The following is a 25,280-nucleotide window of genomic DNA, read 5'->3' on the forward strand; positions in this document are numbered from 1 at the left end:
TTTGTCCTTTGCGTCAATGAAATGAGTCAAAAAATGTAGTGGAAGCAGGCTAAACCTACTTCCACTAAGCTGAGGAATTAGCCGCCAGCAGGAGGTGGTGTTGCACTATCGTCTTTCAACATGATTGGGTCGATGTTTTTAGTGAAGGCATTGATGATAGTTGTGACACCCGTTGGCAACGGAAGCTGACCGGCATGTACATCTACTTCATATTTTGCCTGATTAGAGGCTTCGTAATGTTCTTTCTGAGAAGAGGTTGATTTACTGTTATGGGAAACAGAACCATGTACCTCAACAGAAAACAGGCCAGCATTATATTTCGCAGTAATGTCAGCTTTAGCCGCTGTTTCTTGTTCATTGCTGCTTTCATTATCTTTTGATGTGGAGCTTTTCACTTCCATTTCAAAGTGAATTTTTACATCATCAACAGCCAATGAGTTCAGCGGAATCAAAGTGAGTAGGGGCAAGTTAAATTTCACCGTTGCGGTGGGTGGTGTCGCAGCGGTACCATCTTGTTTCACAATAGAGCGAGTGATGTTGAAAGAGACCATAATAGGCTCTAGATCATCCCCCTTTTTATCGAAGCAGGTGCTCAACATAAATTGCGTTTGAGTACGCGCCATCATGCCATTGGCATCCGTTGCGGCTTTCAGTGGTGCACCGAGTAAAGATTTCATCGGTAAACCGCTAAATTGCTGGGCCATTGAAACTAATCCAGACATAGTATTTCTCCTTGATTTTCAATTTTTGGGTAATAACAGAGCAGCGTTGTTTGCTTTGTTATTTCTATCGTTATGTCTGACATCACCTTGCTCTGTTGTTTAATCTCCTTACGTCCTTTCTTTCAAAGTGTGGCGACGAGTTGAATCAACTTATCAGAACTGTGTGCTTTGTATCGAAGGGGCGACATAACGATAGATTCAGATTAGAGAAGCTAACGTTATAAAACTTGGTTGAATGAACTAACTTTTATCCGCGATTTGACTTGTTTTAAACGCCCTCATTAACGTGTCCAAAGATCCGTCTTTTTCTCCCGAAATTTGCGTTTTTTCACCGATCAAGCTGAGCCAGTTTGACAATAGTGTTGAGGTCCTATTTATCAATAAAAGGAGAGAGACATGGATAAATTAACCTTATCAGCAACGGTTGGTGTAAGTGGCGTAAATCAGCATGATGACGTGTTGAATGTACAAAAAGCCCTGAATCTAATCGCCAATAAAATAGGTTTGAAAACGCCTCTTATCGAGGATGGGAGCATAGGAGAATATCCGGCAAGGACTAAGACTTGTCAGGCCATTGCTTTGATGCAAAAAACATTACTTGGCTATCAAAATCCTGATATGCGGATCGATGTAGATGGTAAAAGTTATCAAGCTATAAATAATGCTTTATCTGGTGAGCAAACGGATGAGATAAGTTTATTTTTACCTAAAATCGTGCCGCAAGAAGGTATTACTGAAGAAGCTTATCAGCAGGCATCACAACTATTGGCTTGTGAGGTGCCAGCCATTAAAGCGGTGTCTGATGTGGAATCGTCTGGCTCTGGCTACTTTTCAAATGGAACTCCTTGCTTACTCTTTGAAGCTCAGCATTTTTCTAAGCTAACCAATCATCAATATGACGAGTCTCATCCTGATATTTCGTCGCCAAATTGGAATCGTTCACTTTATATCGGTGGAATAAAGGAATACATGCGTTTGCAAAAAGCCATGATGTTAAACCGTAATGCTGCTCTGCAATCTGCTTCCTATGGTCGTTATCAAATTATGGGCTTTAATCATCAAGCCGCTGGTTATGCTGAAGTAGAGTCCTTTGTACGCGATATGTTCCTAGCGGAAACCCATCATTTAATTGCATTTGTGAACTTTATCAAATCTAACAAGTTCTTGCTTGATGCAATACAGCAAAAAGATTGGCCAACATTCGCTCGTTATTACAACGGCAGTGCGTATGCGAAAAATCAGTATGACGTAAAACTTAAAAATGCTTATGAGCAGCATGCTCAATAGTGCACGGATGCGACTAATTGATTCATTTTAAATACACAAGGAGTAATTTATGGACAAATCAAATCATGCACATATCGCAAAAGCATACAATGAATATTATGGGAATGGACTTTATGCCAACCGTTACCCCAAGGCTAATCCCAATGTAACGGATCGCGTTCTTACTCATACGGCTCCATTAACGGAGACGTCGAACGTTCTAGATTATGGGTGTGGGAATGGGCGCTATTTACAGCAAGTTTTAGAGCACACATTGGCTCGTACAATTGGCTTTGATGTAAGTGAAGTGGCCATTCAGCAGGCGAAGAATCAACTGCAGCCTTATCATTTTCGTGTTTCTTTGTTTAGCTCGCGAAACACCTTAAACCGTGCCTTATTACATACATCTAAAGTGGATGTGGCTTTACTTTTGTTTGGCGTTTTAGCCCATATCGAAGGTAAGGAAAATCGTCGTGAAGTGCTCAGTTGGTTATTCGAGCATTTAAAATCTGGTTATGGACATTTGCTTGTATCTGTTCCTAATCGATTACGTCGATTTTGGTGGTTACAACTAAAAGTGTATTTTCTTAGATCCCCTAAGACCAAAGAGGGTATTTGTTATGAGCGAGGAGGCGACTCACAAAAAATATCACTTTACTACCATCTTTATACTTGTAAGGAATTAATCGAAGAGCTTGAAGATGTAGGATTTGTGATTAGGCGAGTGAGTGCCGAAAGCTTTTTCCCGGAAAAATGGGTTATCCGTTATTCATGGCTGGCTCGTCTAGATTGGATGCTATGCGAAATTCTCCCCGCATGGATTGGGTACGGTATTTTAGTGGAAGCAAGGAGGCCATTATGAGACAGATACCTTCTATTTTATGGTGGTTTATTGCTTTATTAATTAGCACTCAGGTTCATGCTGAAGAACTACTTGATAAAGTTCGTGACTCTGGGCGATTGGTTGTGGGGGTAAAGGTTGACTATCCCCCTTGGGGAATGCTTAACGATTCGGGGGGGAATAGTGGATTTGAAGCCGATCTAGCTCAGCAAATTGCAGAAGCAATTGGGCAAGACTCAGACGAAGTCGCTGTGGAGTTTAAAACCGTCAGTTCTGCTAATCGCTTTCGTAAATTAAACGACAAAGACGTAGATATATTGATTGCCACAGTAGGAGATACGATCCAGCGTCGCCATCAGGTAAATATGGTACAGCCCCATTATTTTAAAAGTGGGGTGCAGGTGTTGATGAAAAAAAACAGTCCTGTATATCAGTGGTCTGACCTGATAGGCCAGCCTGTTTGCCTTACTGCTGGTGCCTATTTTAATAAAGTACTTGTGCAAAGCTATAGAATCAATCCGGTGATTATGATGAGTAATCGTGATGCTGAGCTTGCCTTATTAACTAACAAGTGTGTTGCTTGGGCTTATGACAGCGGTATTTTATTCCACCTTGCTAACCAACCGGAATGGCATGCATACCAATTGGGCCTAGAGACGATTCTTCCTGTTTATTGGTCTATTGTGACACGCAATGATAAAGAATCGATTTCATTGAATCATTGGTTGTCTCATTATTTGCAAACCTATATTCGCTCCGGTGGATTGGTAGACTTAGCCAATAAGTGGCAGCTACCTGAGCGAGAATATCTACTAGCTCAGCGATCTAAGTGGTTAGAAAAAGATGAGCAGGGAAGATGGCATTGTGATGTTGGGCAGGTACGAACAGCGGAAAATAGAGACTGCCTCCCTGAACCATTAGAGTTCACTAGTATACAGTATTCATCTTTTTGGCCATTTGATAACTTTGATACACAAAGGTTAATACAGTCCCTTTTAAATACTGCATTTTTTACTTTGTTCGCTGTGATATTAGCCCAAGGACTTGCCATTTTATTTAGCTTTTTAACATTGAAGAGCCCATGGGGGTTGGGTCATGTTGTTGCTTTTGTTACTAGTGTACAAAGTTCTATTCCACCTATTTTGATGTTGTATCTGGTGTATTTCGGCGCATTGCCTTACTTAATTGCCCCAGATAAAACACATTTATTTAGTGGTGGTGCTGTATCGTTAATAATTTTGTCTTTATATACTGCGGCAGGAATTAACAATCTAGTTTCCGCTGGCTATCCTGCTAAATCCTCTTTGTTAAATTTGTATTTGCAGCATCAAGTAGGGGTCCGAGCGAATCTGGTGAATTTAGCTAAAGCAGCAGGCATTGCAAGCGTCTTAGCATCACCTAATGCCGTGCTGGTCATAAATAGTCTCGTGTCTGGATCTGATCATCCGCTATTACTCATGACGCTTTTAGCGCTCTTTTATTATACCGAAGTGATGCTTTTTGCAGCATTAATCAATTATGTAGTCCACCGTTTGGAAGATTATTTATCACCTGATTCTGAAGATATATTACAGCTAACACAGGAGGATGCGTAATGTGGAATGAATTCCCTTTTTCTGTTGTGCAGATATTTCTAGATGCATTTACTTATAACCTTGCGATTGCTGTATTAGCGATGGCAATTGGGAGCCCTATAAGCTTTTTATTGGGTTATATGTCGACTCTTTCAAATAAGTTGTTGATATTTGCACTTAAAATTCTCAAATCATTATTCTGTAATGTCCCGAGTTTTGTTTTGTTATTCTACTTTACGTTAATAGTGCCATCACAGTTGGATGTTCTTGGTGCTATTTGGTTTATCACACCATTTACCAAAGCCGTGCTTGCACTCTCTATTCCAGTAATTGGTTATTACAGTGATGTATTTGAGCAAATACTAAGAGGGAAAACACACTTTTCACTAGCCACGTTTAAGCAGTTTTTCATTGTCATTCTGATGGCTTCTACCACGGCATCTGTCATTGGTGTTCCTGAAATTATGGCAACAGCCAATGCTTATATTGCCTCAAAAGGGGATGTTAGCATGATGCTAAAAGTCTATTTTGTGGTGGTGCTAATTTTTGTTATCAGTGGATTGTGTATCCAAATATTGTTTTACATATTTAACCGCATGTACGGTTTTACCTTTGCGAAAAAATATTCATGGAATAGAGAGGAAGAAGATGAAAATAGCGCAACAAATTCTTCCAATTAATGGTAATCATTTAAGATGGCTAGCAGTATTGCTTTGGTTATTGGCAGGCGCTCTTATGCTATGGTCTTTTTATTGGCAGGAAAACGTAGATGTGAAAATAAGGCAGCATCTTGTCATGCAAAGTAAGCAAGCAATGCAGCAAATTGAACAAGATTTGAAAAAAATCTTCATTCAAGATAACAAAGAGTTTAATGAAGATGAATTGCTATCCATTCAAGATCCCCAAACTCGTGAAAGTATAACGAAAGGAGTTAATCAAGCTGTTTTAAGGCTGAATTTAGGAGCGCAGGGGTTTGGTGTACTTATTGCTCGTTCAGGAACACTACTTGCCTATCCCGATTCAAGGTTATTAGGGACCAATGCATTGCTCGTTCTCGCGGGTCACAATAATCTTTTAACCCCCATTGTTCAGCAGCTACAACGAGGGCAATTAATGACATTCAGTCACCCTGTTACAGGGAAGGAGTTGTGGATGGTGTTGAGTTATGTTCAAAGCCTAGATGCGGACTTAGGGCTGATTATTGATGCAGAGGAACTCCGTAACAGAGATGGTATGTTTTACTGGCAATGGGATAGTGTATTTTTTTTATTTCTAGCCGGAGGCGTCATACTACTGGGTAGTTGGCGATTTCCTGAAGAACCTAATCTCATTACTCGTCGCATATTCATGGTTATTTCTGCGAGTTTGCTTAGCTTTTTGATTACTCTCTGGTATGAAGCATTAGACGATATCCCTCTTCACGAGGGAGAAACCTTGCTTGTGGATAGAGAGAGTACAGAACTGGCTTGGCGACGCTCCAAGGAAAATGTAGTAGGAGAGTTAGATGAAGTGTCCCAACCGATACACATAGAGATACATCATATTCAACTAACAGATGCTAGTGAAATAACTTTGTCAGGTAATGTGGTGGTAATAGGGAATGCTGATTCGTCACCTCCTGTACAAATACAAGATGCTATAAGCAGTACATGGCATTTACAGCGTCAGCTGGACGATATTCAGGAGTGGCATTTCGTGGTCAAACTAAAGCAGTCGATGGATTATCATGCCTTTCCTTTCGACCAGGATGTATTGACTCTCACACTGTTAGCTCCAGCTACAGTTGAGAATTCGATATTGACCCCATTATTTAGTTCATACAATAGTATGGCTACACAATCGCTTCCAGGAATTATGACGGGAGCTCGTGCTACTGGTGGATGGAAAATTGAGCAGGCTTACTTTAGTTATCATAGTGTATCTCTATATCCAGATAATCAGTTTCTAGGACTGAGATACAATATTGCTGTACAAAGAGGGCTGGTAGGGCCACTGATTAGTCATGTAATGCCGTTATGTGTCATTAGCTTTTTAACTTATTGCATGTTGCTTCTTTGGACAAAAGACAAAAAGAAACAAGCATTATGGGGGTTTAGTACCGCAACTGAATTACAATACAGCGCATCTCTATTCTTTATTTTAGTAATATCTCACGTTGCTTTGAGAGAATCATTGAACGTTCAGGGTGTAGTATTTATTGAGTATTTCTATTTTATTTCTTATTTGCAAATTATTCTTATTGCTATCGGCTCTTTGTTATATACTTCTAAAATAGACATAGAGACAATGAGTCAAAAAAACTCGCTACTTTTAAAGCAGTGGTATTGGCCTAGTATTTTTATCATCTGTATTGCTCTCACTCTATTATTTTTATAATAGAGTGAGAGTGCTTATTTTTAAACCTCTGCGAATAAACAACAGAGGGAAGGGCTAACTCGGTCAATATAAAAAAGTTTCGTTACGCTTCCTTTGTTTTGTTCTATACTGTCTTGGTGTACACCCTATATAGCGTTTAAACATTTTTTCAAAATGACTGAGATCGCTAAAACCTGATTGCATGCAAATATCGGTAATACTTGTAACAGGAGATGCATCAATTTTAAGTTTCGCAAAATGAATTCTAGTATGATTCAGTAAAGTCTTAAACGGCATATGCAAATATTTTCTGAATAGGTAAGAAAGATGAGAAGGGCTGGTGTATGCTGAGCTGGCCAATTGATCTAGAGATATCTCATCAAGATAGTGCTGACTTAGAAATAAAAGAGCTTTGTAAATGCCTGCGTGCATACATTTAAAGCATTCTAGATTTTGACTTAGAATTTTGTCTACTATATTTTGTTGACTGAATTGTAAAGTATTGTCAATGATACCTAATGATAGAATATCCTTTTCTGTAATTTCTTCGTCACAATATGATGCCAAAAAGAGAATAAGTCTCTGCAGCTCAACAATATTTCCAGGCCAATTATATTGATGTAGCAAGGCCAACGCTGAATCTGTAACATCTATATTAGCTTGTAAGCCAGATAGAATAAAGCCAATGTGGTCAGTAATATCTTCTATCCGTTCTCTTAGCGGTGGAAGGTGAAAATTGAACTGTGGAGTTACTGGTCCCATGAGTTCAGCGATGAATTGACGATGTTCCTGTATAAATAATGGTTCAACGCAAGAAATGATCAAGCGAATATTGTTTTCTTTTAATTTTTTAGAAAAGTCTTCTAATGCAAATAAGAAAATCAATTCGTCTTTTTTTTCGCTGGATAAATCATCGACATCTTCAATATAAAGTGTCCCATTCTTAGCAAGAACAATGCTTTTAAGTAGGTTATCCTTATAAGAAGTTGAGTTGTTTATATTGGCTGGAATAGTAATGAATTTACCTGGTTTATCACTACTCAGGTGGTGAATATGCCAAGCAACCGTTGTTTTTTCACAACCATGTTCACCCGAAATGAAGATAACGTACACTAGCTCTGAAGCAAACTCTATTTGCTTTTTCACTTTCTTAATGGCTGCCGAATGTCCAATTATTGGATAATTCTCTGGTTTATTTGCATCAATCAGGTTTTGGGTAATGGTTAAATGATTCAGGCGGGGGCTAGGGGAGTGTAGCTCATTTATCATAGTTTAATTCCTTTTATGATTGTGTATGAGCTTTAATCCTAGGCTTCATTAATTGCTTTTGAATTGGTGATTTTAATGGAGTATTCGGCGTAAATACGCATTTTTCATCAAATCATATGAGGAAATTCGTTTCTTGGTATTGGTAAGGGGCTCTAATTGAGAGCTCAGTCGCAAATTTTTGCGACATTGTTGTTGCTTTTAATAAGTTACATCCTATGCTTTCATTCTATTTATCTTATAACTGGGTTTAATTGTGTCCTTCGTTCACTCTATTAACTTATCTTTATTCGAAGAGAAAAGTACCCATAAAGGCAGCTTTGAATTAGACATTTATCGTGGAGACCTTGAGCACCCCAATGCCCCTGGCAATAAATGGCATAAGCTCCAATATCATCTTAAGGCGGCAAAAAAACAAAACGCCTCTGTGATCGCGACCTTTGGTGGACCTTTTTCAAATCATCTTCATGCTTTTGGTATGACACTCAGAATTTTACCTTTTAAAGCCGTTGCTGTTGTTCGGGGGGAGTTACAGCCTAAATTGACTCCTACTTTAAAGGATATGGTCGAAAATGGTGTTGAATTATGGCCCTCTTCAAGATCAGATTATCGGCTTGGAATGAGTTCACAAATAGTCAATGAGATAAATGAACACTACGGAAATGTTTACTGGATTCCAGAAGGCGGTGGTGGGGCGCTTGGAGCAATGGGTTGTCATGATTGGGCGAATTACATTAATGCTATTGATGATAAATACGATGCGTGGGTGGTGTCGTCTGGAACGGGGACAACCGCAGCAGGGTTGTTGTCAAATATAAACACCCCTGATTTACATGTATTCAGTGCACTGAAAGGTGAGCCCGCTCAAAGACGCTTGATTTTAGACTTAGCGAGTAAGCTAGCAGCCGAGTCAATGTCGAAAGAGAGCTTAAATGCAAAGTTGTTTTTTCATGCCGATTGTCACGAAGGTGGTTATGCCAAACACAGTCCAGCTCTAAAGTCCTTCATATCAAAATTTGCCCGTGCAAACCCCAATTATCCACTTGATCCTGTTTATACCAGTAAAAGCATGTTTGCGGTTATTCAAGCAATGCAAAATGGCTGTTGGCCTTATAAGCGTACATTATTTATTCACACTGGTGGTTTACAAGGCTGGCGAGGGTTTTCAAAAGATACTAATCCCTTTACGTACTCTTAACGAGATGGCGATAGTCGGCGTCTTCATGTTAAAGTGGCCCAACTTATGTAAAACCCATATGAAAATAAAAACCGTTATACATACTTTAAGTGGGTTGATTTGTTGACATCGATAGACGGGAAGAGAATGACACATGAGTCTTTTTAGACGTGTTGGTATTATTGCTCGATTAGATAAACCTCAGATTCTTGATACGGTTAAGAAACTGATGGAATATCTTCAAGAAAAAGACATTGCGCCGGTGCTGGAAGACCAATTGGCGACCATGATGCCGGGAGTGAAAGTTGCATCATCGGCACTAAAAGAGTTAGGTGATCATTGTGACATGGTCATGGTGGTGGGAGGTGACGGCAGTTTCCTTGGCGCTGCTAGAGCAATATGTAATTACGACATTCCTGTATTGGGGATCAACCGAGGTACGTTGGGTTTTTTAACGGATATCTCTCCGCACAATCTTCAAGAAGAATTAGATCCTATTTTTCGTGGTGAATACCATGAAGAGAAGCGCTTTATGATTGAAGCAAAAATTAAGCGTCAAAATCGTCCCAGTGGCGAGGGCATTGCGCTTAATGATTTGGTTCTCCATCCTGGTAAATCCGCACGAATGATTCGTTTTGATCTTTTCATTGATGATCAATTTGTAATGAACCAAAAATCAGATGGTTTGATTGTGGCAACACCAACGGGGTCTACTGCCTACGCACTATCTGCTGGTGGTCCTATCATGCTGCCTAAGTTGGATGCCTTGGTTTTAGTGCCTATGCATCCGCACACGTTAAGTAATCGACCTATCGTGATTGATGCAAATGCAAGAATCCGCATCGTAGTGTGTGAATCTAACCTTACTTACCCGAGCGTCAGTTGCGATGGCCAGCTTAATATTACAGCGGCGCCAGGGGATGAGATCCACATCACTAAAAAGACGGGGGGAATTCGACTAATACACCCTAAAAATCATGATTTTTATAACGTGTGTCGTGACAAGCTAGGTTGGCAATCCAGTTACCGACCTTAAACCGTTGGGTTATAGTTAAATTTTTAATCATTTTATAAAAATATCCTCTTTAGGGGCTCCATGTATTTTGTCTATCAGTTCAAAGAAACAGAAGATCCTAAAGGGTTAACCGAAGCCTTGTGGCACCATAAAGTGGCACACCAAATTATTTTCAAAGATGGTCATAATGAATTGTGGTTGTTGGATCCAAGCCAATTACCCGCAGTCGAACAACTTATGACGATTTGGAAAGACGATCCAGCGTTGTTGCAGCAAGCTAAAACAGCTTCTTCTGTACTTAGAGCAACCTCTAGAGCTGGGATTCTTTCTCAGCTCAAACTGTCTCCAGTAACGACAATCTTATTATTGCTAACTTTGCTTGTGGCGGTGATTACTCAACTTGGTGCAGACATCAAGACAGTTGGCTATTTTTCTATCAGTCCATTCGATATTAAAAATGGGCATATTTACTTTTATGATTTAGCAGAAGTCTTCTCTAAAGGTGAGTATTGGCGTTTTTTTACTCCAGCATTATTGCATTTTAGTGTGCTCCATATTGTCTTTAACACCTTATGGGTCTGGGATATTGGCGGTAAATTAGAGCGTATTCTAGGGTCGGCTGTTTGGAGTGTTGGTGTTGTCATCATTGCTGTACTAAGTAACGTTTTACAGTATCAGATAAGTGGTTACCCTTTGTTTGGTGGTTTATCTGGTGTGGTGTACGGTTTAATTGGTTTTGCTTGGCTGTTGCCTATTTTAAGCAAGCGTTGGCCAATCATTATCAGTAAACAATTGATGGTGTTTTTTGTCATTTGGCTGGGTATAGGTTATACACCTTTTCCTGCAATGTTAGGACTTGGCAGTATTGCCAATACCGCACATACGATTGGTTTGTTGTCGGGATTAGTGCTTGGTGTTATCTATTGGCTCGCAACCAAACGCCGTCAGAGTTAATTAAGCTGGGCTTTTAACTTATATTTTACTTATCAGATTTTAACAACGGCCTGCTTGAACGCAGGGAGATACGAAAAATGAATTTTAAAGAAATGATCGACAATATGTCGCCTGAAGTGTACGTCAGACTGAAACAAGCAGTAGAACTTGGTAAATGGCCCAATGGTGTGAGATTAACGCCTGATCAAACAGAATTATGTCTTCAAGCTGTTATAACTTATGACTACAGCAATAAAGAAGAAAAAGATCGTGTTGGTTACATCGATACCACAGGCCACAAAAACGTCGGTAAAAAAGATCCAACAAAAGAGCAAGATACCATTAAATGGGTTGGCGATGGTCCCGAGGGACAAGTTTGATGTTACAGGGTAACCTTAAAAAAATGTCGACTGAGGTTCGTGATGGCCAAGTGTATTATCATTTGAACCTAGGAAACGATCGTGTACTGGTTAACGATTTGTTAGGTGAAAAAGTTTCTTTGCATCTTGATGGCACGATTCATTGTGTAAATTGCGGCAAGGTGACCAAAAAATCGTTCAGCCAAGGTTTTTGCTTTAATTGCTTTCGAAAGTTAGCCGCCTGCGATACTTGCATCATGAGCCCAGAAAAATGCCATTTTCACTTAGGAACGTGTCGGGAACCTGAGTGGGCCGAGCAGTATTGCATGCAAAGCCATTATGTTTATTTGGCCAATTCATCAGCGTTAAAAGTAGGTATTACCCGTGGTGATCAATTACCCACGCGTTGGATAGATCAGGGTGCCACCCAGGCTAGAGCCTTGTTTAGAGTACAAAACCGACGAATGTCTGGTTTAGTCGAAACCTTATTTAAAACCCAAGTGGCTGATAAAACCAATTGGCGCAATATGCTCAAAGGATCATCAATCGAGATGGACCTTGAGCATGAGCAAGAGCGTTTAATCGATCGACTTTATGAAGGTTTAGATTCCTTGCAAAATGAATTTGGCTTGCAGTCCATCACCGATTTGTCCGATGAAAATGAAACTCATCAATTTACCTATCCAGTCTTAGAATATCCGACCAAAATCACTAGCCTTAACGCAGAAAAAACGCCACTCATCGAAGGCACTTTGATGGGAATTAAAGGCCAATATTGGATGCTAGACACTGGCGTGATAAACATTCGTAAATACACCGGTTATCAAGCGACATTGAACTTTTAGGAGAGAGCACATGAAAGAGAGTCAACCTTCAGCGATTTATTTAAAAGACTATAAAGTTCCTCCTTTTCTCATTGATAAAACAGAGCTCACATTTGATCTAGACGAAGCAACAACCATTGTCACTTCGCGTTTACATATGCGCCGTAACCCAGCATTTGGCAAATCAACAGCCCCTTTGATTCTAGACGGTGGCGAAGATGTTAAATTGATTGGTGTTGCTATGGATGACTATGCCTTGCCTCCAGAAGAATACCGCATCAGTGAAGATAAACTGATTATTACTGCGACCGCTGATGAATTTATTCTGACCTGTGAAACCTTAATTGAGCCGCAAAACAACACACGTTTAGAAGGTTTATATCGTTCGTCTTCTATGTTCTGCACCCAGTGTGAAGCCGAAGGTTTCCGCCATATTACTTATTACCTAGATCGTCCTGATGTGATGTCTGTGTTTACCACAACCATTATTGCCGATGAATCTCGTTACCCTGTTATGTTGTCTAACGGTAATGAAATCGAACGCGGAAAAACGGACGAGGGTAAAACAGTTGTTGTATGGCACGACCCATTCCCTAAACCTGCTTATCTTTTTGCTTTGGTTGCGGGTGATCTTGCGGTAAAAAATGACGTATTTACCACTCAAAGCAAACGCGAAATTAAGCTGCAAATCTTCACTGAGTCTCATAACATCGATAAAGTCGATTACGCAATGGAAGCACTAAAACGCTCTATGCGTTGGGATGAAGAAACCTACGGGCGTGAATACGATCTGGATATTTTTATGATCGTCGCCGTTGATGACTTTAATATGGGCGCCATGGAAAACAAAGGGCTGAATATTTTCAATTCATCTTGTTTGTTAGCCAGCCCAGAAACAACAACTGACGATACTTATTTGCGTGTAGAAGCCATTGTTGCTCACGAATACTTCCATAACTGGTCCGGCAATCGTGTGACTTGCCGTGATTGGTTCCAGTTGAGCTTAAAAGAAGGTTTTACTGTTTTCCGTGATCAAACCTTCTCTGCTGATATGCATTCAGAAACCGTAAAACGCGTAGAAGACGTTTCTTTCCTGAAAACGGCGCAGTTTGCTGAAGATGCAGGTCCAATGGCACACCCTGTACGCCCAGCGTCTTTCATTGAAATATCTAACTTCTATACTCTGACTGTTTATGAAAAGGGCGCAGAAATTGTCCGTATGATTCATACATTGTTAGGCGCTGAAAAATTTCGAGCAGGTTCAGATTTATATTTTGATCGTCATGATGGTCAAGCTGTGACTTGTGATGACTTTGTCGCTGCGATGCAAGACGCTTCCGGGGTGGATCTTTCTCAATTCAAACGCTGGTACTCCCAAGCAGGTACGCCGATTGTCAAAGTGATTGATAGCTTTGACGAAGCAACAGGAACATATCGGTTAACGATGAAACAAGATACACCAGCTACTCCTGGTCAACCAACAAAATTACCCTTGCATATTCCTGTGCGTGTCGGTTTGCTTGATGAGCAGGGCGCAGCTTTGTCAACAGAAGTGAATGGCATTGTTGCAAAAGATCATGTGCTGCATTTGAAATCTAGTGAGCAAGTTTTTGAGTTTCGCGGTTTAACTGCGAAGCCTGTGCCATCTTTGCTACGTGGCTTTTCGGCGCCAGTGAAATTACGCTACGACTATTCTTCAAAAGATTTATTGCTGTTGTTGTCTGCAGATACTGATGGCTTCAATCGCTGGAGTGCATCGCAACAATTGGCGGTTAATGATCTTACAGCGTTAATCAATCAAGTAATTGAAGGAAAAGAATTATCGATTGATTCTCAGTTGGTCCATGGCTTTAAAGCCTTATTAAATGATGAAACGCTAGACCCTGCGATGGTTGCATTGATTTTGGCTTTACCTAGCCAGGCGTATTTGTCTGAACTCGCGAACCCAATTTATCCAGCCGCCATTAAACAAGCACGCCAATATTTAAAAGCTCAGTTGGCTCATGCGTTGTCAACGGATTTTGAACGAGTGTATCGTGAGCATAAAATCCAAGGTGACTACCAAGCGACTGCGAAAGATATAGCGCATCGTTCATTGAAGAATATTGCTTTAGCTTATTGGGTTGAAGCTGGCCATGAGCTTGCTCAGCAAGAGGTTGTGACGCAATTCCAGACTGCAAATAACATGACAGATCAATTTGCTGCGCTTTCTATTGCTGTTAACTCTCAACACAAGCAGGCTGCAGACCTATTGGCTGCTTTCTATGAGCAGTGGAAAGAGGAACCATTGGTTGTGAACAAATGGTTAATGCTAAGTGCTAGCCAAGAGCAAGAAACTGCTTTGGCTACTGTTAAAGGCTTGATGGAACATCCGGCCTTTGATTTGAAGAATCCAAACAAAGTTCGTTCTGTACTTGGAGGTTTTGGACAGAGTGTTGCAGGTTTCCATAAGGCAGACGGCAGCGGTTATCATTTCTTAGCTGACCAAATTATTTTATTAAATAAACGCAATCCGCAAATTGCTTCTCGTCTTTGTACACCATTAACTCGCTGGAAAAAATTGCAGCCAGAGCTAAGTGTAAAAATGAAAGCGGAACTTGAGCGAATTTTAGCGGAAGATTTGTCTAAAGATGTTTATGAAGTGATTTCTAAAAGCCTTGCTTAAAACTTAGAAAGCACATATTTAAGTGATTTAAAGCCCTTGCGGATTTTTCCACAAGGGCTTTTTTATGGTTTGCTTGATATTGTTTAGAGAGTTGTCTTTACTACTTCTTTGCATTCTATACTTAAATCTGGCATAAGAGAGGTAACCTATTGTCGACCTTGAGTTTATTAAGGAGCGAAACATGAAAGCACATGCGACGATTTTGATTCCCGTTACATTGGGCCTAATGATGTCAGCCTGCACGACATCGTCACGCCAGCAGACTGACTCTATGATTGAGCCAGCTGTGAGTTCTGCCGAATCAGTATCTCCAATTACGTCTCAAACCACAGTTGTTAGCGCAAAAGAAATAGAATTAGAAAAAGAGGTAGAGTCAAAAGAATCTCTTATTGATTCCCTTCAAAAGCAACTTGCTGATAACAAAAGGCAGCTTGCTTCCTTAAATAAATCTCTTGATGATAAAGACATCATCATTGCCAACTTGCAGAAATCACCGTCGAGCGCTAAATCTTTAGCGGCATTAGAAGAACAAAAAAAATTACGTGAATCGCTTGAATCACGTTATGCCGCGTTAAAATTAGATAATGATTTACTTACGCGTCGTATCGGTCAGTTGGAAAATGAAAACTCTTCACTAAAGCGGCAGGTGTCAAGCTTAGAAAACATGCCCACAACCCAAGATGGCTTCAAGCAAAGCTACCTTAATCTATTAGGTGAGAATACCGAGCTACAGGAAAAATATGCCAATTTAGAGGCAGACAATCAAGCTAACCAAAAACGACTTACTGCGCTTAAGAAAGAGAATCTCATGCTAGGTGGCGCTTTGTCTGATGCGAGAGCCCAGCATCAAGTGTTGTGGGATAAAATTCGCTCTTTGGGAGGTGGGCAGCCGGAATCTGCACAGCCAATAATCGACACAAAACCATTACCCCTTGCCAATGACGATGTTAATTATGAGCGTGAAAATGCGCAAATGCGTATTGAGCTGGCTAACTTAAAAAATCAACTGGTCGAGCAAAAAGCGCTTATTGAAGAATACAAAAATGACATCTTAAAATTAGAATCTGTGCTTGATGAAGGCGCAGATTATGAAGCTCGCTGGAAAGATCTTGATAATAAGCTAGCTCAAGCGCAACAAAATAATGCGGAGCTAACCGCTCAACTTAATGCTACTGGAGAGCAGCTCGCCGCTAGCCAGGCTGAACTTAGTGCTTTGTCTGCACGTTTGGCCAGCACACAACAGGCTTTAGAAGTAAAAGAAAATAGCGGTATATCAGTTACTGCCGCAATAGAAGCTTTGCAGTCGCAAATGAGCTCTGCATTACAGAACGTAAAGTGGCAAGTGCCAAATGAAATCGCTTTACATAACAATTTTGAAATTTTGGTTTCTGCTGACGTCAGTCCTTCGCTTTCCGGTCAGGTCTATCAAGCGGAATTAGTAACAGACAGTGATATTCAAATGATCAGTGATCGAGTCGCGAGTGCAGTTGTGCAAAATGGTCGTTTGCAATGGCGTTGGCGCGTAGCTGGTTTAAACGAAAAGCCGGAAGCTCAACTTAATTTATTTGTTAGTCAGCAAATTGCTTTCCAAGATCAAACGATTCAACGACAAGTTTACCGAGGCAATGAAACCTTATCTTTAATCAATACTAATTTGTTTGAGAAGTATGGTTATTGGGGGGGCGCTATTTTGCTTGGTTTGTTAGGCGGTTTTCTTATTGGTCGTGTTAATAAATCAAAAAGCAATCAAGAGCTAAATTCTTAAAACCATTACTAGATTACAAAAACTGCGAAGCTAGCATTGATTTGTTGGCTTCGCATTTTTCTTTCCCTCGGATCATTCAACTCCTCATTACTTTTTTTCAACGCGCAAAGCTGCACTTTTCGGTATAGTACGTTTGCATATTCTTTTTTGAGGTGGTGAGAGTGGTAAAGTCCGATTCGTATTCTATTATTGAGAAACGACTAGCTGAAAACGTATTGATTCTTGATGGCGCCATGGGCACCATGATTCAGGGATATAGATTAGAAGAACAAGATTATCGAGGCGAACGTTTTGCTGATTGGAATAGTGACTTAAAAGGCAATAACGACCTGCTTTCTTTGACTCAGCCAAAGATCATCAAAGACATTTATTCTAGCTATCTTGCTGCTGGCGCTGACATCATTGAAACCAACACTTTCAACGCCAATTACATTTCCATGCTTGATTATCACATGGAAGATCTTAGCTATGAGCTAAACTTCGAATCCGCTCGTTTAGCACGTGAAGCTGCAGATGAATTCACTAAACAAAACCCAAATAAACCACGCTTTGTGGCTGGGGCTGTTGGCCCGACTAGCCGCACTTGTACCATTTCTCCTGATGTTAACGATCCTGGCTTTCGTAATGTACATTTTGATGAATTAGTCGAAGCTTATACGACCGCCGTTGATGGTTTAATTAAAGGTGGCGTTGATATCATTTTAATCGAAACTATCTTTGATACCTTGAATGCCAAAGCCGCTATTTATGCAGTATTAGACTATTACGAGAAAAGCGGTGTTCGTTATCCAATTATGATTTCTGGCACTATCACAGATGCCTCTGGTCGTACTTTATCTGGCCAAACCACTGAAGCCTTCTGGAATTCTATTTCTCACGCTAAACCTATTTCTGTTGGCTTGAACTGTGCTTTAGGTCCAAAAGAGTTACGCCAGTATGTGGAAGAGCTTTCACGTATTGCCGACACTCACGTATCTGCTCACCCTAATGCTGGTTTGCCGAATGCCTTTGGTGAATACGATGAATCACCAGAAGAGATGCTTGAAGAGATTCAGGGTTGGGTTGACTCTGGATTTTTGAATATCATCGGCGGTTGTTGTGGTACCGCACCAGCGCACATTGAAACCTTTGCAAAAGCGTTTGCAGACGCGACACCGCGTGTCATTCCTGTAATCGAAAAAGCCTGTCGTTTGTCGGGACTTGAACCATTTAATATTGATGGCAATAGCTTGTTTGTGAACGTGGGTGAAAGAACCAACGTCACCGGGTCAGCCATGTTTAAGCGCCTGATTAAAGAAGGTGACTTTGATACCGCTTTGGATGTGGCTCGTCAGCAAGTGGAAAACGGTGCGCAGATAATCGACATTAACATGGATGAAGGCATGTTGGATTCGCAAGCTGCAATGGAGCGCTTTCTTAAGCTCATCGCGTCTGAACCGGATATTTCTCGTGTGCCTATCATGCTGGATTCTTCGAAGTGGGAAATCCTTGAAGCGGGTTTGAAATGGATCCAAGGTAAAGGCGTCGTTAACTCTATCAGTATGAAAGAGGGCGAAGATAAATTCCGCGAACAAGCGCGTAAGCTAATGAAATACGGCGCTGCGGTTATCGTTATGGCATTTGATGAAGTAGGACAAGCGGATACGCGGGCGCGTAAAATAGAGATCTGCCGCCGCTCTTATCACATCTTGGTCGATGAAGTAGGCTTTCCACCTGAAGACATCATTTTCGACCCAAATATCTTTGCTATCGCGACAGGTATTGAAGAACACAACCGTTACGCCTTGGACTTTATCGAAGCAACAGGTGACATCACTCGTGAATTACCTTATGCCAAGGTGTCGGGTGGTGTGTCTAACGTGTCTTTCTCATTCCGCGGTAATAACCCTGTTCGTGAAGCGATTCACGCGGTGTTCTTATATCACGCGATCAAACAAGGCATGACGATGGGTATCGTCAACGCAGGGCAGCTTGCCTTGTATGAGGATATCCCTACTAAACTGCGTAATGCCGTAGAAGACGCGGTACTTAACCGTACGCCAGATGCAACAGACAACTTGCTAGCTATGGCTGGTGAGTTTGCTGGAACAGGCGAAGTGGCAGAAAAAGAAACTCAAGAATGGCGTAGTTTACCTGTGTCTGAACGCCTTAGTCATGCACTGGTTAAAGGCATCACTGAATTTATTGATGACGATACGGAAGAGGCGCGCCAAGCTTTTGCTCGTCCTTTAGAAGTAATTGAAGGGCCATTGATGGATGGAATGAGCATAGTCGGTGACTTGTTTGGTTCCGGTAAAATGTTCTTGCCTCAAGTGGTTAAATCAGCACGAGTGATGAAAAAAGCCGTTGCTTACTTAATGCCTTTTATCGAAGAAGAAAAACGCCTAAACATGGACACCGCTTCTTCAAGTAACGGTAAAATCGTTATGGCTACCGTGAAGGGTGATGTACATGATATCGGTAAAAATATTGTTGGCGTTGTTCTGCAATGTAACAATTTCGAAGTTATCGATCTTGGCGTTATGGTGCCTGCTGAAAAAATCTTGCGCACCGCAAAAGAAGTCGGTGCTGACATGATTGGTTTGTCTGGCTTGATCACGCCATCGCTTGATGAAATGGTGCATGTGGCAAAAGAAATGGAGCGTCAGGGTTTTGATTTACCCATCATGATTGGTGGTGCGACAACATCAAAAGCCCACACTGCAGTAAAAATTGAACAAAACTACAAGCGCAATCAAGTGGTTCATGTGACCAATGCATCTCGCAGCGTAGGTGTTGCCAGTGCTTTGTTAAGCAAAGACAAAGAGCGCTATCAGAAGTTTGTCGATGAAATTAAAGCTGATTATGAGAAGACCCGAATTCGTTATAAAGATCGTGCCAAAGCAGGCCGTCGCGTCTCTTTGGACAAAGCTCGCCTGAATAAAGCTCCGATTACATTTGATGGTAATAACGTGGTTCAGCCTAAAAAGCTTGGCATCACAGTGTTAACGGAAAACGATATCGATCTTAATCAGGTTAAAGATTACATAGATTGGACGCCATTCTTCCAAACATGGGAATTGGCTGGCGCTTATCCGCGCATTCTTACCGATGAAGTAGTCGGTGTCGAGGCGACGCGTGTCTTCGAAGATGCATTGAAGATGTTAGATGAAGTAATCGCTACTAAGTGCTTGCAAGCTCGCGCAGTGGTTGGTTTATTCCCTGCTAACCAAGCAAATCATGACGATATTGAAATTTATGCAGATGAATCTCGTAGCGAAGTCGTCGAACGTTTGTCTTTCCTTCGAATTCAGAATGAGTTAACGGCTCCGGGTAAATATAACCACAGCTTGGCGGATTTTGTGGCGCCAAAAGAAAGTGGCGTAGCGGATTATATTGGTGCTTTTGCCTGTGCTGCGGGTTTTGGTATTGATCCTCTTGTGGCGAAATATGAAGCAGATCATGATGATTACAACTCTATTATGATCAAAGCGGTTGCAGACCGCTTAGCCGAAGCGACGGCAGAGTATTTACATGAAAAAGTGCGTAAAGAGTTTTGGGGTTATGCAGCAGCTGAAGAGCTAACCAACGAGCAATTGATCAAAGAAAAATACCAAGGTATTCGTCCAGCGCCAGGCTATCCAGCTTGTCCTGATCACACTGAAAAAGCCAAGCTTTGGGCCTTGTTGGATGTAAAAGAAAAAATTGATATGGAGATCACTGAGAGCTTTGCCATGCTGCCAACAGCAGCGGTAAGCGGCTGGTATTTCGCTCATCCAGATGCTACTTACTTTGGCGTCGGTAAAATCGGCCCAGATCAAGTGGATAGCTATGCAGAGCGTAAAGGAATGAGCAAAGATGAAGCTGAACGCTGGTTAGCACCAAATCTTGGTTATGATCCTGAAGACGATCGTATTTAATTTTTCTTTATAGTTTTTTTTTGATCAAGCCTAATCTGTGTCGCTAGTTCGCGCAGCTTAGGTTTTTTCTATTTAAAAAGGGTATTTACATGTCAAAAGCCATTAAAGATCCAGATCAACATAAAAAACGCATGCAAGCTATTAAGTCACATGTTGATAAACGTATTGCTAAAGCCCAAGAAGACAAAGGTACATTTGTTCTTTTGACAGGTAATGGCAAAGGTAAATCGAGTTCTGCGTTGGGTATGGTTGCTCGTGCTTTGGGCCATGGTATGAAGGTTGGAGTGGTTCAGTTTTTAAAAGGTGAATGGAACACAGGCGAGATCGATTTCTTCAAGCAGCAAGCAAACGTGCAATGGGAAATCATGCCAGCGGGGTTTACTTGGGAAACGCAGAACCGTGAATCTGATATCGCTTCCTCACTACAAGCATGGGAAAAAGCCGCCGCTATGTTGACCGATCCAAGTATCGATTTGGTGGTGCTCGACGAGTTAACCTACTTATTGCATTATGAGTATTTACTTGAAGATGATGTACTTAATGGCTTGATGAATCGTCCTGAGAATCAGCATCTTGTGGTCACTGGTCGCGGCGCTTCAGATGCTCTGATTGAATTGGCTGATACAGTCAGCGAGATAAAAGAAGTAAAACATGCATTTAAACGAGGAATAAAAGCGCAAAAAGGGCTGGAGTTTTAATGCTTTGTCGTTTTATATTAGTCGCCCTGTGATTTTTTAGAAAATCTTGTGGGGCATATTCTAATAATAAAATTATGATTTTTTCACTCTCAATTTAATAGAGGTTTTTATGGCAACCATTGAGCGCATGGAAGTTGGTCAACGCATGAGTCGTATTGTTAAGCACAATGAAACGGTATACCTTTGCGGCCAAGTTGGTGCTGATGCAAATACGGACATCACTGAGCAAACACGCACAATGTTAGATAAAGTGGATGTGTTGTTGGAACAGGCTGCTACCGATAAATCCTATATTTTATCAGCTACTATTTATCTTCGTGATATGAAGGATTTTGCAGCGATGAACGCTGTTTGGGATGCGTGGATTCCTGAAGGACATGCTCCAGCTAGAGCATGTGTAGAAGCCCGATTGGCAAGACCTGAGTTGCTGGTTGAAATATCCGTTGTTGCTGCAATAAAATAATACCCTGAGATAGGCAGGCATCGTGTCAGCCTATCTCGTCAAGTTTTAGTTCTGTTTCACTATCACGTCACTTTCAACCATAGCATTACTTAACACACGGATGGTTCTCGCCATATCGCGTGATAGATTCATCAGCAAAATCCCGAAATCGAATGGATACTTGTCATGGAAGTCGCTAAATAACTGACTCGATATTTCTAACAATAAACATTCTTCTAACGTGTAAAGGCTACCAGCTCGCTCATGTAAGGCAATCATTGAGACAAAGCCGATTGCTTCCCCAAAGCAAATGGTTCTAGTTCGTAATTTTTTATCACCATGCTGCTTATAAAAATCCAGCTTACCATGCAGTACTGTATGAAAGCTGCCACCCTTGCTGCCATAAGAAAAAACCTCATCACCTTTAGCTACTTTGTGCAAAATACCTTCATCTAACAGGAACTGTATAGATGTATCTGATAAAGCACCAAAAATAGAGCCTTCTTTCAAATGTGCTGGCGATATATCGTATTGTGATTCTTTTACTAGGACGGTTTTCATTTCTCTCTCCGTCGATATGAGTTCTTTTATATCATCGGCCCAAAAATGAATTGCTTGATAGCCGAGTGAGCTATATTAGTTTTAGGCTTATTCATGCTAAACAGGTAGTGTTGTTTTGTATGCTATTTACAACTTTTTGGACTCTATCTGTAACAGTAAGTTCGAGCTTTTTTTAGTAATAAGCATTTTCACCCTTAAAGAGTCGAGCTAATCTGTGCGATAATGCGCGCATCAGCTTTGCTCTGACGATTTAGTCTATTAAGAGCACAATTATTTACCTCATGATAAACGGAAGAATACTTTGTTAACGACGGCCAACATCACCATGCAATTTGGTGCAAAACCTCTTTTTGAAAACGTCTCTGTGAAATTCGGAGAAGGAAAACGTTACGGTCTTATCGGTGCGAATGGGTGTGGTAAATCCACCTTCATGAAAATTCTAGGTGGCGATTTGGAACCAAGCTCAGGCAATGTTTCCAAAGATCCTAATGAGCGTCTTGGTAAATTGAAACAGGATCAATTTGCTTACGAAGAATATTCTGTTATTGACACCGTTATCATGGGTCACACAGAGCTTTGGGCGATCAAATCTGAAAAAGACGCTATTTATGCTAACCCAGAAATGACGGAAGCAGATGGCTTGCGTGCAGGTGACCTAGAAGCTGAATTTGCTGAAATGGACGGTTACACTGCTGATGCGCGTGCCGGAGAGCTATTGCTAGGTGTTGGTATTCCTACAGAGCAGCATTATGGTTTGATGAGTGAAGTAGCTCCGGGCTTAAAGCTTCGAGTTTTGCTTGCTCAAGCTTTGTTCTCTGACCCAGAAATTCTTTTGTTGGATGAGCCAACAAACAACTTGGACATCAATACTATCCGTTGGTTGGAAGGTGTCTTGGTAGAGCGTAATTGCACCATGATCATCATTTCTCATGACCGTCACTTCTTGAACTCTGTTTGTACTAACATGGCAGATTTGGATTACGGCGAATTGCGTTTGTTCTCTGGCAACTATGATGAGTACATGACTGCAGCGACTCAAGCTCGCGAACGTCTATTGTCTGACAACGCGAAGAAAAAAGCGCAAATTAACGAACTAAAATCGTTTGTTAGCCGGTTCTCTGCCAACGCATCTAAGTCTAAACAAGCGACATCTCGTGCTAAACAGATTGATAAGATCCAACTTGAAGAAGTTAAACCTTCAAGCCGTCAGAATCCATTCATCCGTTTCGAGCAAGAGAAAAAACTACATCGTATGGCGGTGCAAATTGAGAACGTTGCCAAGTCTTACGATGAAGAGCTGTTCAGTGGTTTAAACATGATGGTCGAAGTAGGGGAGCGTATTGCGGTTATCGGTCCAAACGGTATTGGTAAAACTACTCTACTAAAATGTTTGGTGGGTGATACCGATTTAACCAAAGGGGATGTGAAATGGTCTGAAAATGCGAATATTGGTTATTACGCACAGGATCATGCTCATGAATTCGAAAAAGACGTTGATCTAATCGAATGGATGGGGCAATGGGGACAAGAAGGCGATGATGAGCAAGTGATTCGCGGCACGTTAGGTCGTCTGCTTTTCTCACAAAACGACATCAAGAAATCTGTAAAAGTGCTGTCTGGTGGTGAACAGGGTCGTATGTTATTCGGTAAGTTGATGCTGCAAAAGCCTAACGTTCTAGTTATGGATGAGCCAACTAACCACATGGATATGGAATCCATCGAGTCATTGAACTTGGCACTTGAAAACTACCCTGGTACTTTGATTTTCGTCAGTCATGACCGTGAATTTGTGTCCTCTTTGGCAACTCGCATTGTAGAAGTTACTAGTGAAGGCATCGTCGACTTCCACGGTACATACGATGAGTACTTGGCTAAAATAGAAGGCTAAGCTAAGAAGCTATATTTTGTTAAAAAAAGAAGGCGCTCGGCCTTCTTTTTTTATGTATTTTTAATGGTGGAAAAAGATGAGAGTGGCTTAAAGTGTTTAGGCCTTACGTTTGTCTACATACACTTCTGGTTCTTTGTATTCAAGAACTTCAACTTTGTCATCTACGTTAACCGTTCCAGTGTTCAACGCGATCATATTAAGGCCAAAAGTAATACTTTCCTTTCCGAGTAGGCGGAACTTGGCTAGTGTTTTAAGCGGCTCACCTTTTTTACTTCGTTGCGCTGTGGTTGGATTCAATGTTGTGAAAATACAACGATCACAAGGCTTAACATTTTCAAATTCTACTTCACCAATACGAATTCGTTTCCAGCCATCTTCTTCAAACGGCTTATTCCCTTTAACAACTAAATTTGGACGAAATTGAGCCATTTGAATCTTTTCTGGACAAGTTCGATTAAGTTCATTTAGTGAAGCTTCTGTCGTCAATAAAAAAGGATAGCCGTCAGCAAAACCAACAGGGACTTCCGGTCTACGGTTTGTAAAGCGTTCTGATTTTTCACTGAAATAAACCAGCTTTACGATTTCGCCTGCTACCTCGCTAAACCACGCATTGGCCTCTTCTTGGGCAAGTTGTGCATTAACTGTGCTGTCCCACACTGTGACTTCTGTGTGGTTACTGGAAAAGGTCGATGAATCCATAATAAGATCGTTGGGTATTTCTGGATGAGAAAGATGCCATGCATCACTTTTAGCTCGCTTGGCCGTTACTAATGTTAGATTAGGGTGCTTTCGACCGGAAATGAATTCGCCATCAGGTTTTACCAGCATATAACGTCGATCACCATAAAGACCGGCACTCTCAACATGGCTTGATGGCAAAGAGATACCTTGGATGGATTTTATTGGATAGATGACGAGTTCACTTAGGGTGTACTGCATGAAAATTCCCTTTTAAGTTTTTTGTTAGTTAGACCTTATTATTACTTAGCAATAAGATCATTCCAATAAAAAAGCCCCAGAAAATCAATTT

20 protein-coding genes are annotated in these 25,280 nt (G+C 41.0%); 16 read left to right on the forward strand and 4 right to left on the reverse strand.

Annotated elements, in window-relative coordinates:
• Window positions 1-77: 77 nt before the first annotated feature.
• A complete protein-coding gene (locus KPL72_RS04425; protein WP_212915181.1) occupies window positions 78-722 on the reverse strand; it encodes a DUF2589 domain-containing protein in 645 nt (214 codons plus the stop codon).
• A gap of 396 nt (window positions 723-1,118) precedes the next feature.
• Between KPL72_RS04425 and KPL72_RS04430 the strand changes: the two genes are divergently transcribed.
• Genes KPL72_RS04430 through KPL72_RS04450 form a run of 5 tightly spaced genes read left to right on the forward strand, consistent with a single transcriptional unit; the run spans window position 1,119 to window position 6,779 of the window.
• Window positions 1,119-2,009, forward strand: coding sequence for an N-acetylmuramidase family protein (locus KPL72_RS04430; RefSeq protein WP_212915182.1), 891 nt, complete (start codon window positions 1,119-1,121; stop codon window positions 2,007-2,009).
• 49 nt (window positions 2,010-2,058) lie between these two features.
• A complete protein-coding gene (locus KPL72_RS04435; protein ID WP_219702000.1) occupies window positions 2,059-2,850 on the forward strand; it encodes a class I SAM-dependent methyltransferase in 792 nt (263 codons plus the stop codon).
• Window positions 2,847-4,424: a transporter substrate-binding domain-containing protein gene (locus KPL72_RS04440; protein ID WP_219702001.1), complete on the forward strand. Its 1,578-nt coding sequence runs from the start codon at window positions 2,847-2,849 to the stop codon at window positions 4,422-4,424. Before KPL72_RS04435 ends, KPL72_RS04440 begins: the two co-directional genes overlap by 4 nt.
• Window positions 4,424-5,083, forward strand: coding sequence for a hypothetical protein (locus KPL72_RS04445; RefSeq protein WP_219702002.1), 660 nt, complete (start codon window positions 4,424-4,426; stop codon window positions 5,081-5,083). The genes KPL72_RS04440 and KPL72_RS04445 overlap by 1 nt, the downstream gene beginning before the upstream one ends.
• Entirely contained in the window at window positions 5,052-6,779 is a 1,728-nt protein-coding gene (locus KPL72_RS04450) for a hypothetical protein (protein ID WP_219702003.1), read from the forward strand. The genes KPL72_RS04445 and KPL72_RS04450 overlap by 32 nt, the downstream gene beginning before the upstream one ends.
• 63 nt (window positions 6,780-6,842) lie before the next feature.
• Here the strand turns inward: KPL72_RS04450 and KPL72_RS04455 are convergent, their stop codons facing one another.
• Complete coding sequence (locus KPL72_RS04455) at window positions 6,843-8,027, reverse strand: AraC family transcriptional regulator (protein ID WP_219702004.1); 1,185 nt, start codon at window positions 8,025-8,027, stop codon at window positions 6,843-6,845.
• Window positions 8,028-8,280: 253 nt separating this feature from the next.
• On the opposite strand from KPL72_RS04455, the gene KPL72_RS04460 reads away from it, so the two are divergent.
• The 10 genes from KPL72_RS04460 (at window position 8,281) to KPL72_RS04505 (ending at window position 21,822) form a co-directional block, all read left to right on the forward strand.
• Window positions 8,281-9,222 (forward strand): 1-aminocyclopropane-1-carboxylate deaminase/D-cysteine desulfhydrase, encoded by a 942-nt coding sequence (locus KPL72_RS04460; RefSeq protein WP_249422095.1) that lies wholly within the window; start codon window positions 8,281-8,283, stop codon window positions 9,220-9,222.
• A 133-nt stretch (window positions 9,223-9,355) separates the two neighbouring features.
• Complete coding sequence (locus KPL72_RS04465) at window positions 9,356-10,237, forward strand: NAD(+) kinase (protein WP_212915189.1); 882 nt, start codon at window positions 9,356-9,358, stop codon at window positions 10,235-10,237.
• Window positions 10,238-10,297: 60 nt separating this feature from the next.
• Entirely contained in the window at window positions 10,298-11,170 is an 873-nt protein-coding gene (locus KPL72_RS04470) for a rhomboid family intramembrane serine protease (RefSeq protein WP_212915190.1), read from the forward strand.
• Between the two features lie 77 nt (window positions 11,171-11,247).
• The gene (locus KPL72_RS04475) at window positions 11,248-11,529 is read left to right on the forward strand and encodes a YeaC family protein (RefSeq protein WP_212915191.1); all 282 of its coding nucleotides are present in this window, start codon (window positions 11,248-11,250) and stop codon (window positions 11,527-11,529) included.
• On the forward strand, window positions 11,529-12,353 hold the full coding sequence (locus KPL72_RS04480) for a DUF2797 domain-containing protein (RefSeq protein ID WP_212915192.1): 825 nt from the start codon (window positions 11,529-11,531) through the stop codon (window positions 12,351-12,353). Before KPL72_RS04475 ends, KPL72_RS04480 begins: the two co-directional genes overlap by 1 nt.
• A gap of 10 nt (window positions 12,354-12,363) precedes the next feature.
• Window positions 12,364-14,997 (forward strand): aminopeptidase N, encoded by a 2,634-nt coding sequence (gene pepN / locus KPL72_RS04485; RefSeq protein ID WP_219702005.1) that lies wholly within the window; start codon window positions 12,364-12,366, stop codon window positions 14,995-14,997.
• A 181-nt stretch (window positions 14,998-15,178) separates the two neighbouring features.
• Window positions 15,179-16,762 carry a coiled-coil domain-containing protein gene (locus tag KPL72_RS04490; RefSeq protein ID WP_219702006.1) on the forward strand — a complete coding sequence of 528 codons (1,584 nt, stop codon included), beginning with the start codon at window positions 15,179-15,181 and terminating at the stop codon, window positions 16,760-16,762.
• Between the two features lie 161 nt (window positions 16,763-16,923).
• Window positions 16,924-20,661 (forward strand): methionine synthase, encoded by a 3,738-nt coding sequence (gene metH, locus KPL72_RS04495; RefSeq protein ID WP_219702007.1) that lies wholly within the window; start codon window positions 16,924-16,926, stop codon window positions 20,659-20,661.
• 89 nt (window positions 20,662-20,750) lie between these two features.
• Complete coding sequence (gene cobO / locus KPL72_RS04500; RefSeq protein ID WP_212915196.1) at window positions 20,751-21,359, forward strand: cob(I)yrinic acid a,c-diamide adenosyltransferase; 609 nt, start codon at window positions 20,751-20,753, stop codon at window positions 21,357-21,359.
• Between the two features lie 109 nt (window positions 21,360-21,468).
• Window positions 21,469-21,822, forward strand: coding sequence for a RidA family protein (locus KPL72_RS04505; RefSeq protein ID WP_212915197.1), 354 nt, complete (start codon window positions 21,469-21,471; stop codon window positions 21,820-21,822).
• Window positions 21,823-21,867: 45 nt separating this feature from the next.
• On the opposite strand, the gene KPL72_RS04510 is transcribed toward KPL72_RS04505, so the two are convergent.
• Window positions 21,868-22,362, reverse strand: a complete 495-nt coding sequence (locus KPL72_RS04510; protein WP_219702008.1) for a cyclic nucleotide-binding domain-containing protein — start codon at window positions 22,360-22,362, stop codon at window positions 21,868-21,870.
• Between the two features lie 301 nt (window positions 22,363-22,663).
• Between KPL72_RS04510 and KPL72_RS04515 the strand changes: the two genes are divergently transcribed.
• Window positions 22,664-24,250 carry an ABC-F family ATPase gene (locus KPL72_RS04515; protein WP_219702009.1) on the forward strand — a complete coding sequence of 529 codons (1,587 nt, stop codon included), beginning with the start codon at window positions 22,664-22,666 and terminating at the stop codon, window positions 24,248-24,250.
• 96 nt (window positions 24,251-24,346) lie between these two features.
• Here the strand turns inward: KPL72_RS04515 and KPL72_RS04520 are convergent, their stop codons facing one another.
• Window positions 24,347-25,189: an MOSC domain-containing protein gene (locus tag KPL72_RS04520; protein ID WP_219702010.1), complete on the reverse strand. Its 843-nt coding sequence runs from the start codon at window positions 25,187-25,189 to the stop codon at window positions 24,347-24,349.
• Between the last annotated feature and the right edge of the window lie 91 nt (window positions 25,190-25,280).

The sequence above is a fragment of the Marinomonas lutimaris genome (assembly GCF_019426345.1).
GTDB lineage: Bacteria > Pseudomonadota > Gammaproteobacteria > Pseudomonadales > Marinomonadaceae > Marinomonas > Marinomonas lutimaris.

Coding starts and splice junctions, on each gene's coding strand:
- KPL72_RS04425 (WP_212915181.1), bottom strand. CDS start 722: ATGTCTGGATTAGTTTCAATGGCCCAGCAATTTAGCGGTTTACCGATG.
- KPL72_RS04430 (WP_212915182.1), top strand. CDS start 1,119: ATGGATAAATTAACCTTATCAGCAACGGTTGGTGTAAGTGGCGTAAAT.
- KPL72_RS04435 (WP_219702000.1), top strand. CDS start 2,059: ATGGACAAATCAAATCATGCACATATCGCAAAAGCATACAATGAATAT.
- KPL72_RS04440 (WP_219702001.1), top strand. CDS start 2,847: ATGAGACAGATACCTTCTATTTTATGGTGGTTTATTGCTTTATTAATT.
- KPL72_RS04445 (WP_219702002.1), top strand. CDS start 4,424: ATGTGGAATGAATTCCCTTTTTCTGTTGTGCAGATATTTCTAGATGCA.
- KPL72_RS04450 (WP_219702003.1), top strand. CDS start 5,052: ATGAAAATAGCGCAACAAATTCTTCCAATTAATGGTAATCATTTAAGA.
- KPL72_RS04455 (WP_219702004.1), bottom strand. CDS start 8,027: ATGATAAATGAGCTACACTCCCCTAGCCCCCGCCTGAATCATTTAACC.
- KPL72_RS04465 (WP_212915189.1), top strand. CDS start 9,356: ATGAGTCTTTTTAGACGTGTTGGTATTATTGCTCGATTAGATAAACCT.
- KPL72_RS04470 (WP_212915190.1), top strand. CDS start 10,298: ATGTATTTTGTCTATCAGTTCAAAGAAACAGAAGATCCTAAAGGGTTA.
- KPL72_RS04475 (WP_212915191.1), top strand. CDS start 11,248: ATGAATTTTAAAGAAATGATCGACAATATGTCGCCTGAAGTGTACGTC.
- KPL72_RS04480 (WP_212915192.1), top strand. CDS start 11,529: ATGTTACAGGGTAACCTTAAAAAAATGTCGACTGAGGTTCGTGATGGC.
- pepN (WP_219702005.1), top strand. CDS start 12,364: ATGAAAGAGAGTCAACCTTCAGCGATTTATTTAAAAGACTATAAAGTT.
- KPL72_RS04490 (WP_219702006.1), top strand. CDS start 15,179: ATGAAAGCACATGCGACGATTTTGATTCCCGTTACATTGGGCCTAATG.
- cobO (WP_212915196.1), top strand. CDS start 20,751: ATGTCAAAAGCCATTAAAGATCCAGATCAACATAAAAAACGCATGCAA.
- KPL72_RS04505 (WP_212915197.1), top strand. CDS start 21,469: ATGGCAACCATTGAGCGCATGGAAGTTGGTCAACGCATGAGTCGTATT.
- KPL72_RS04510 (WP_219702008.1), bottom strand. CDS start 22,362: ATGAAAACCGTCCTAGTAAAAGAATCACAATACGATATATCGCCAGCA.
- KPL72_RS04520 (WP_219702010.1), bottom strand. CDS start 25,189: ATGCAGTACACCCTAAGTGAACTCGTCATCTATCCAATAAAATCCATC.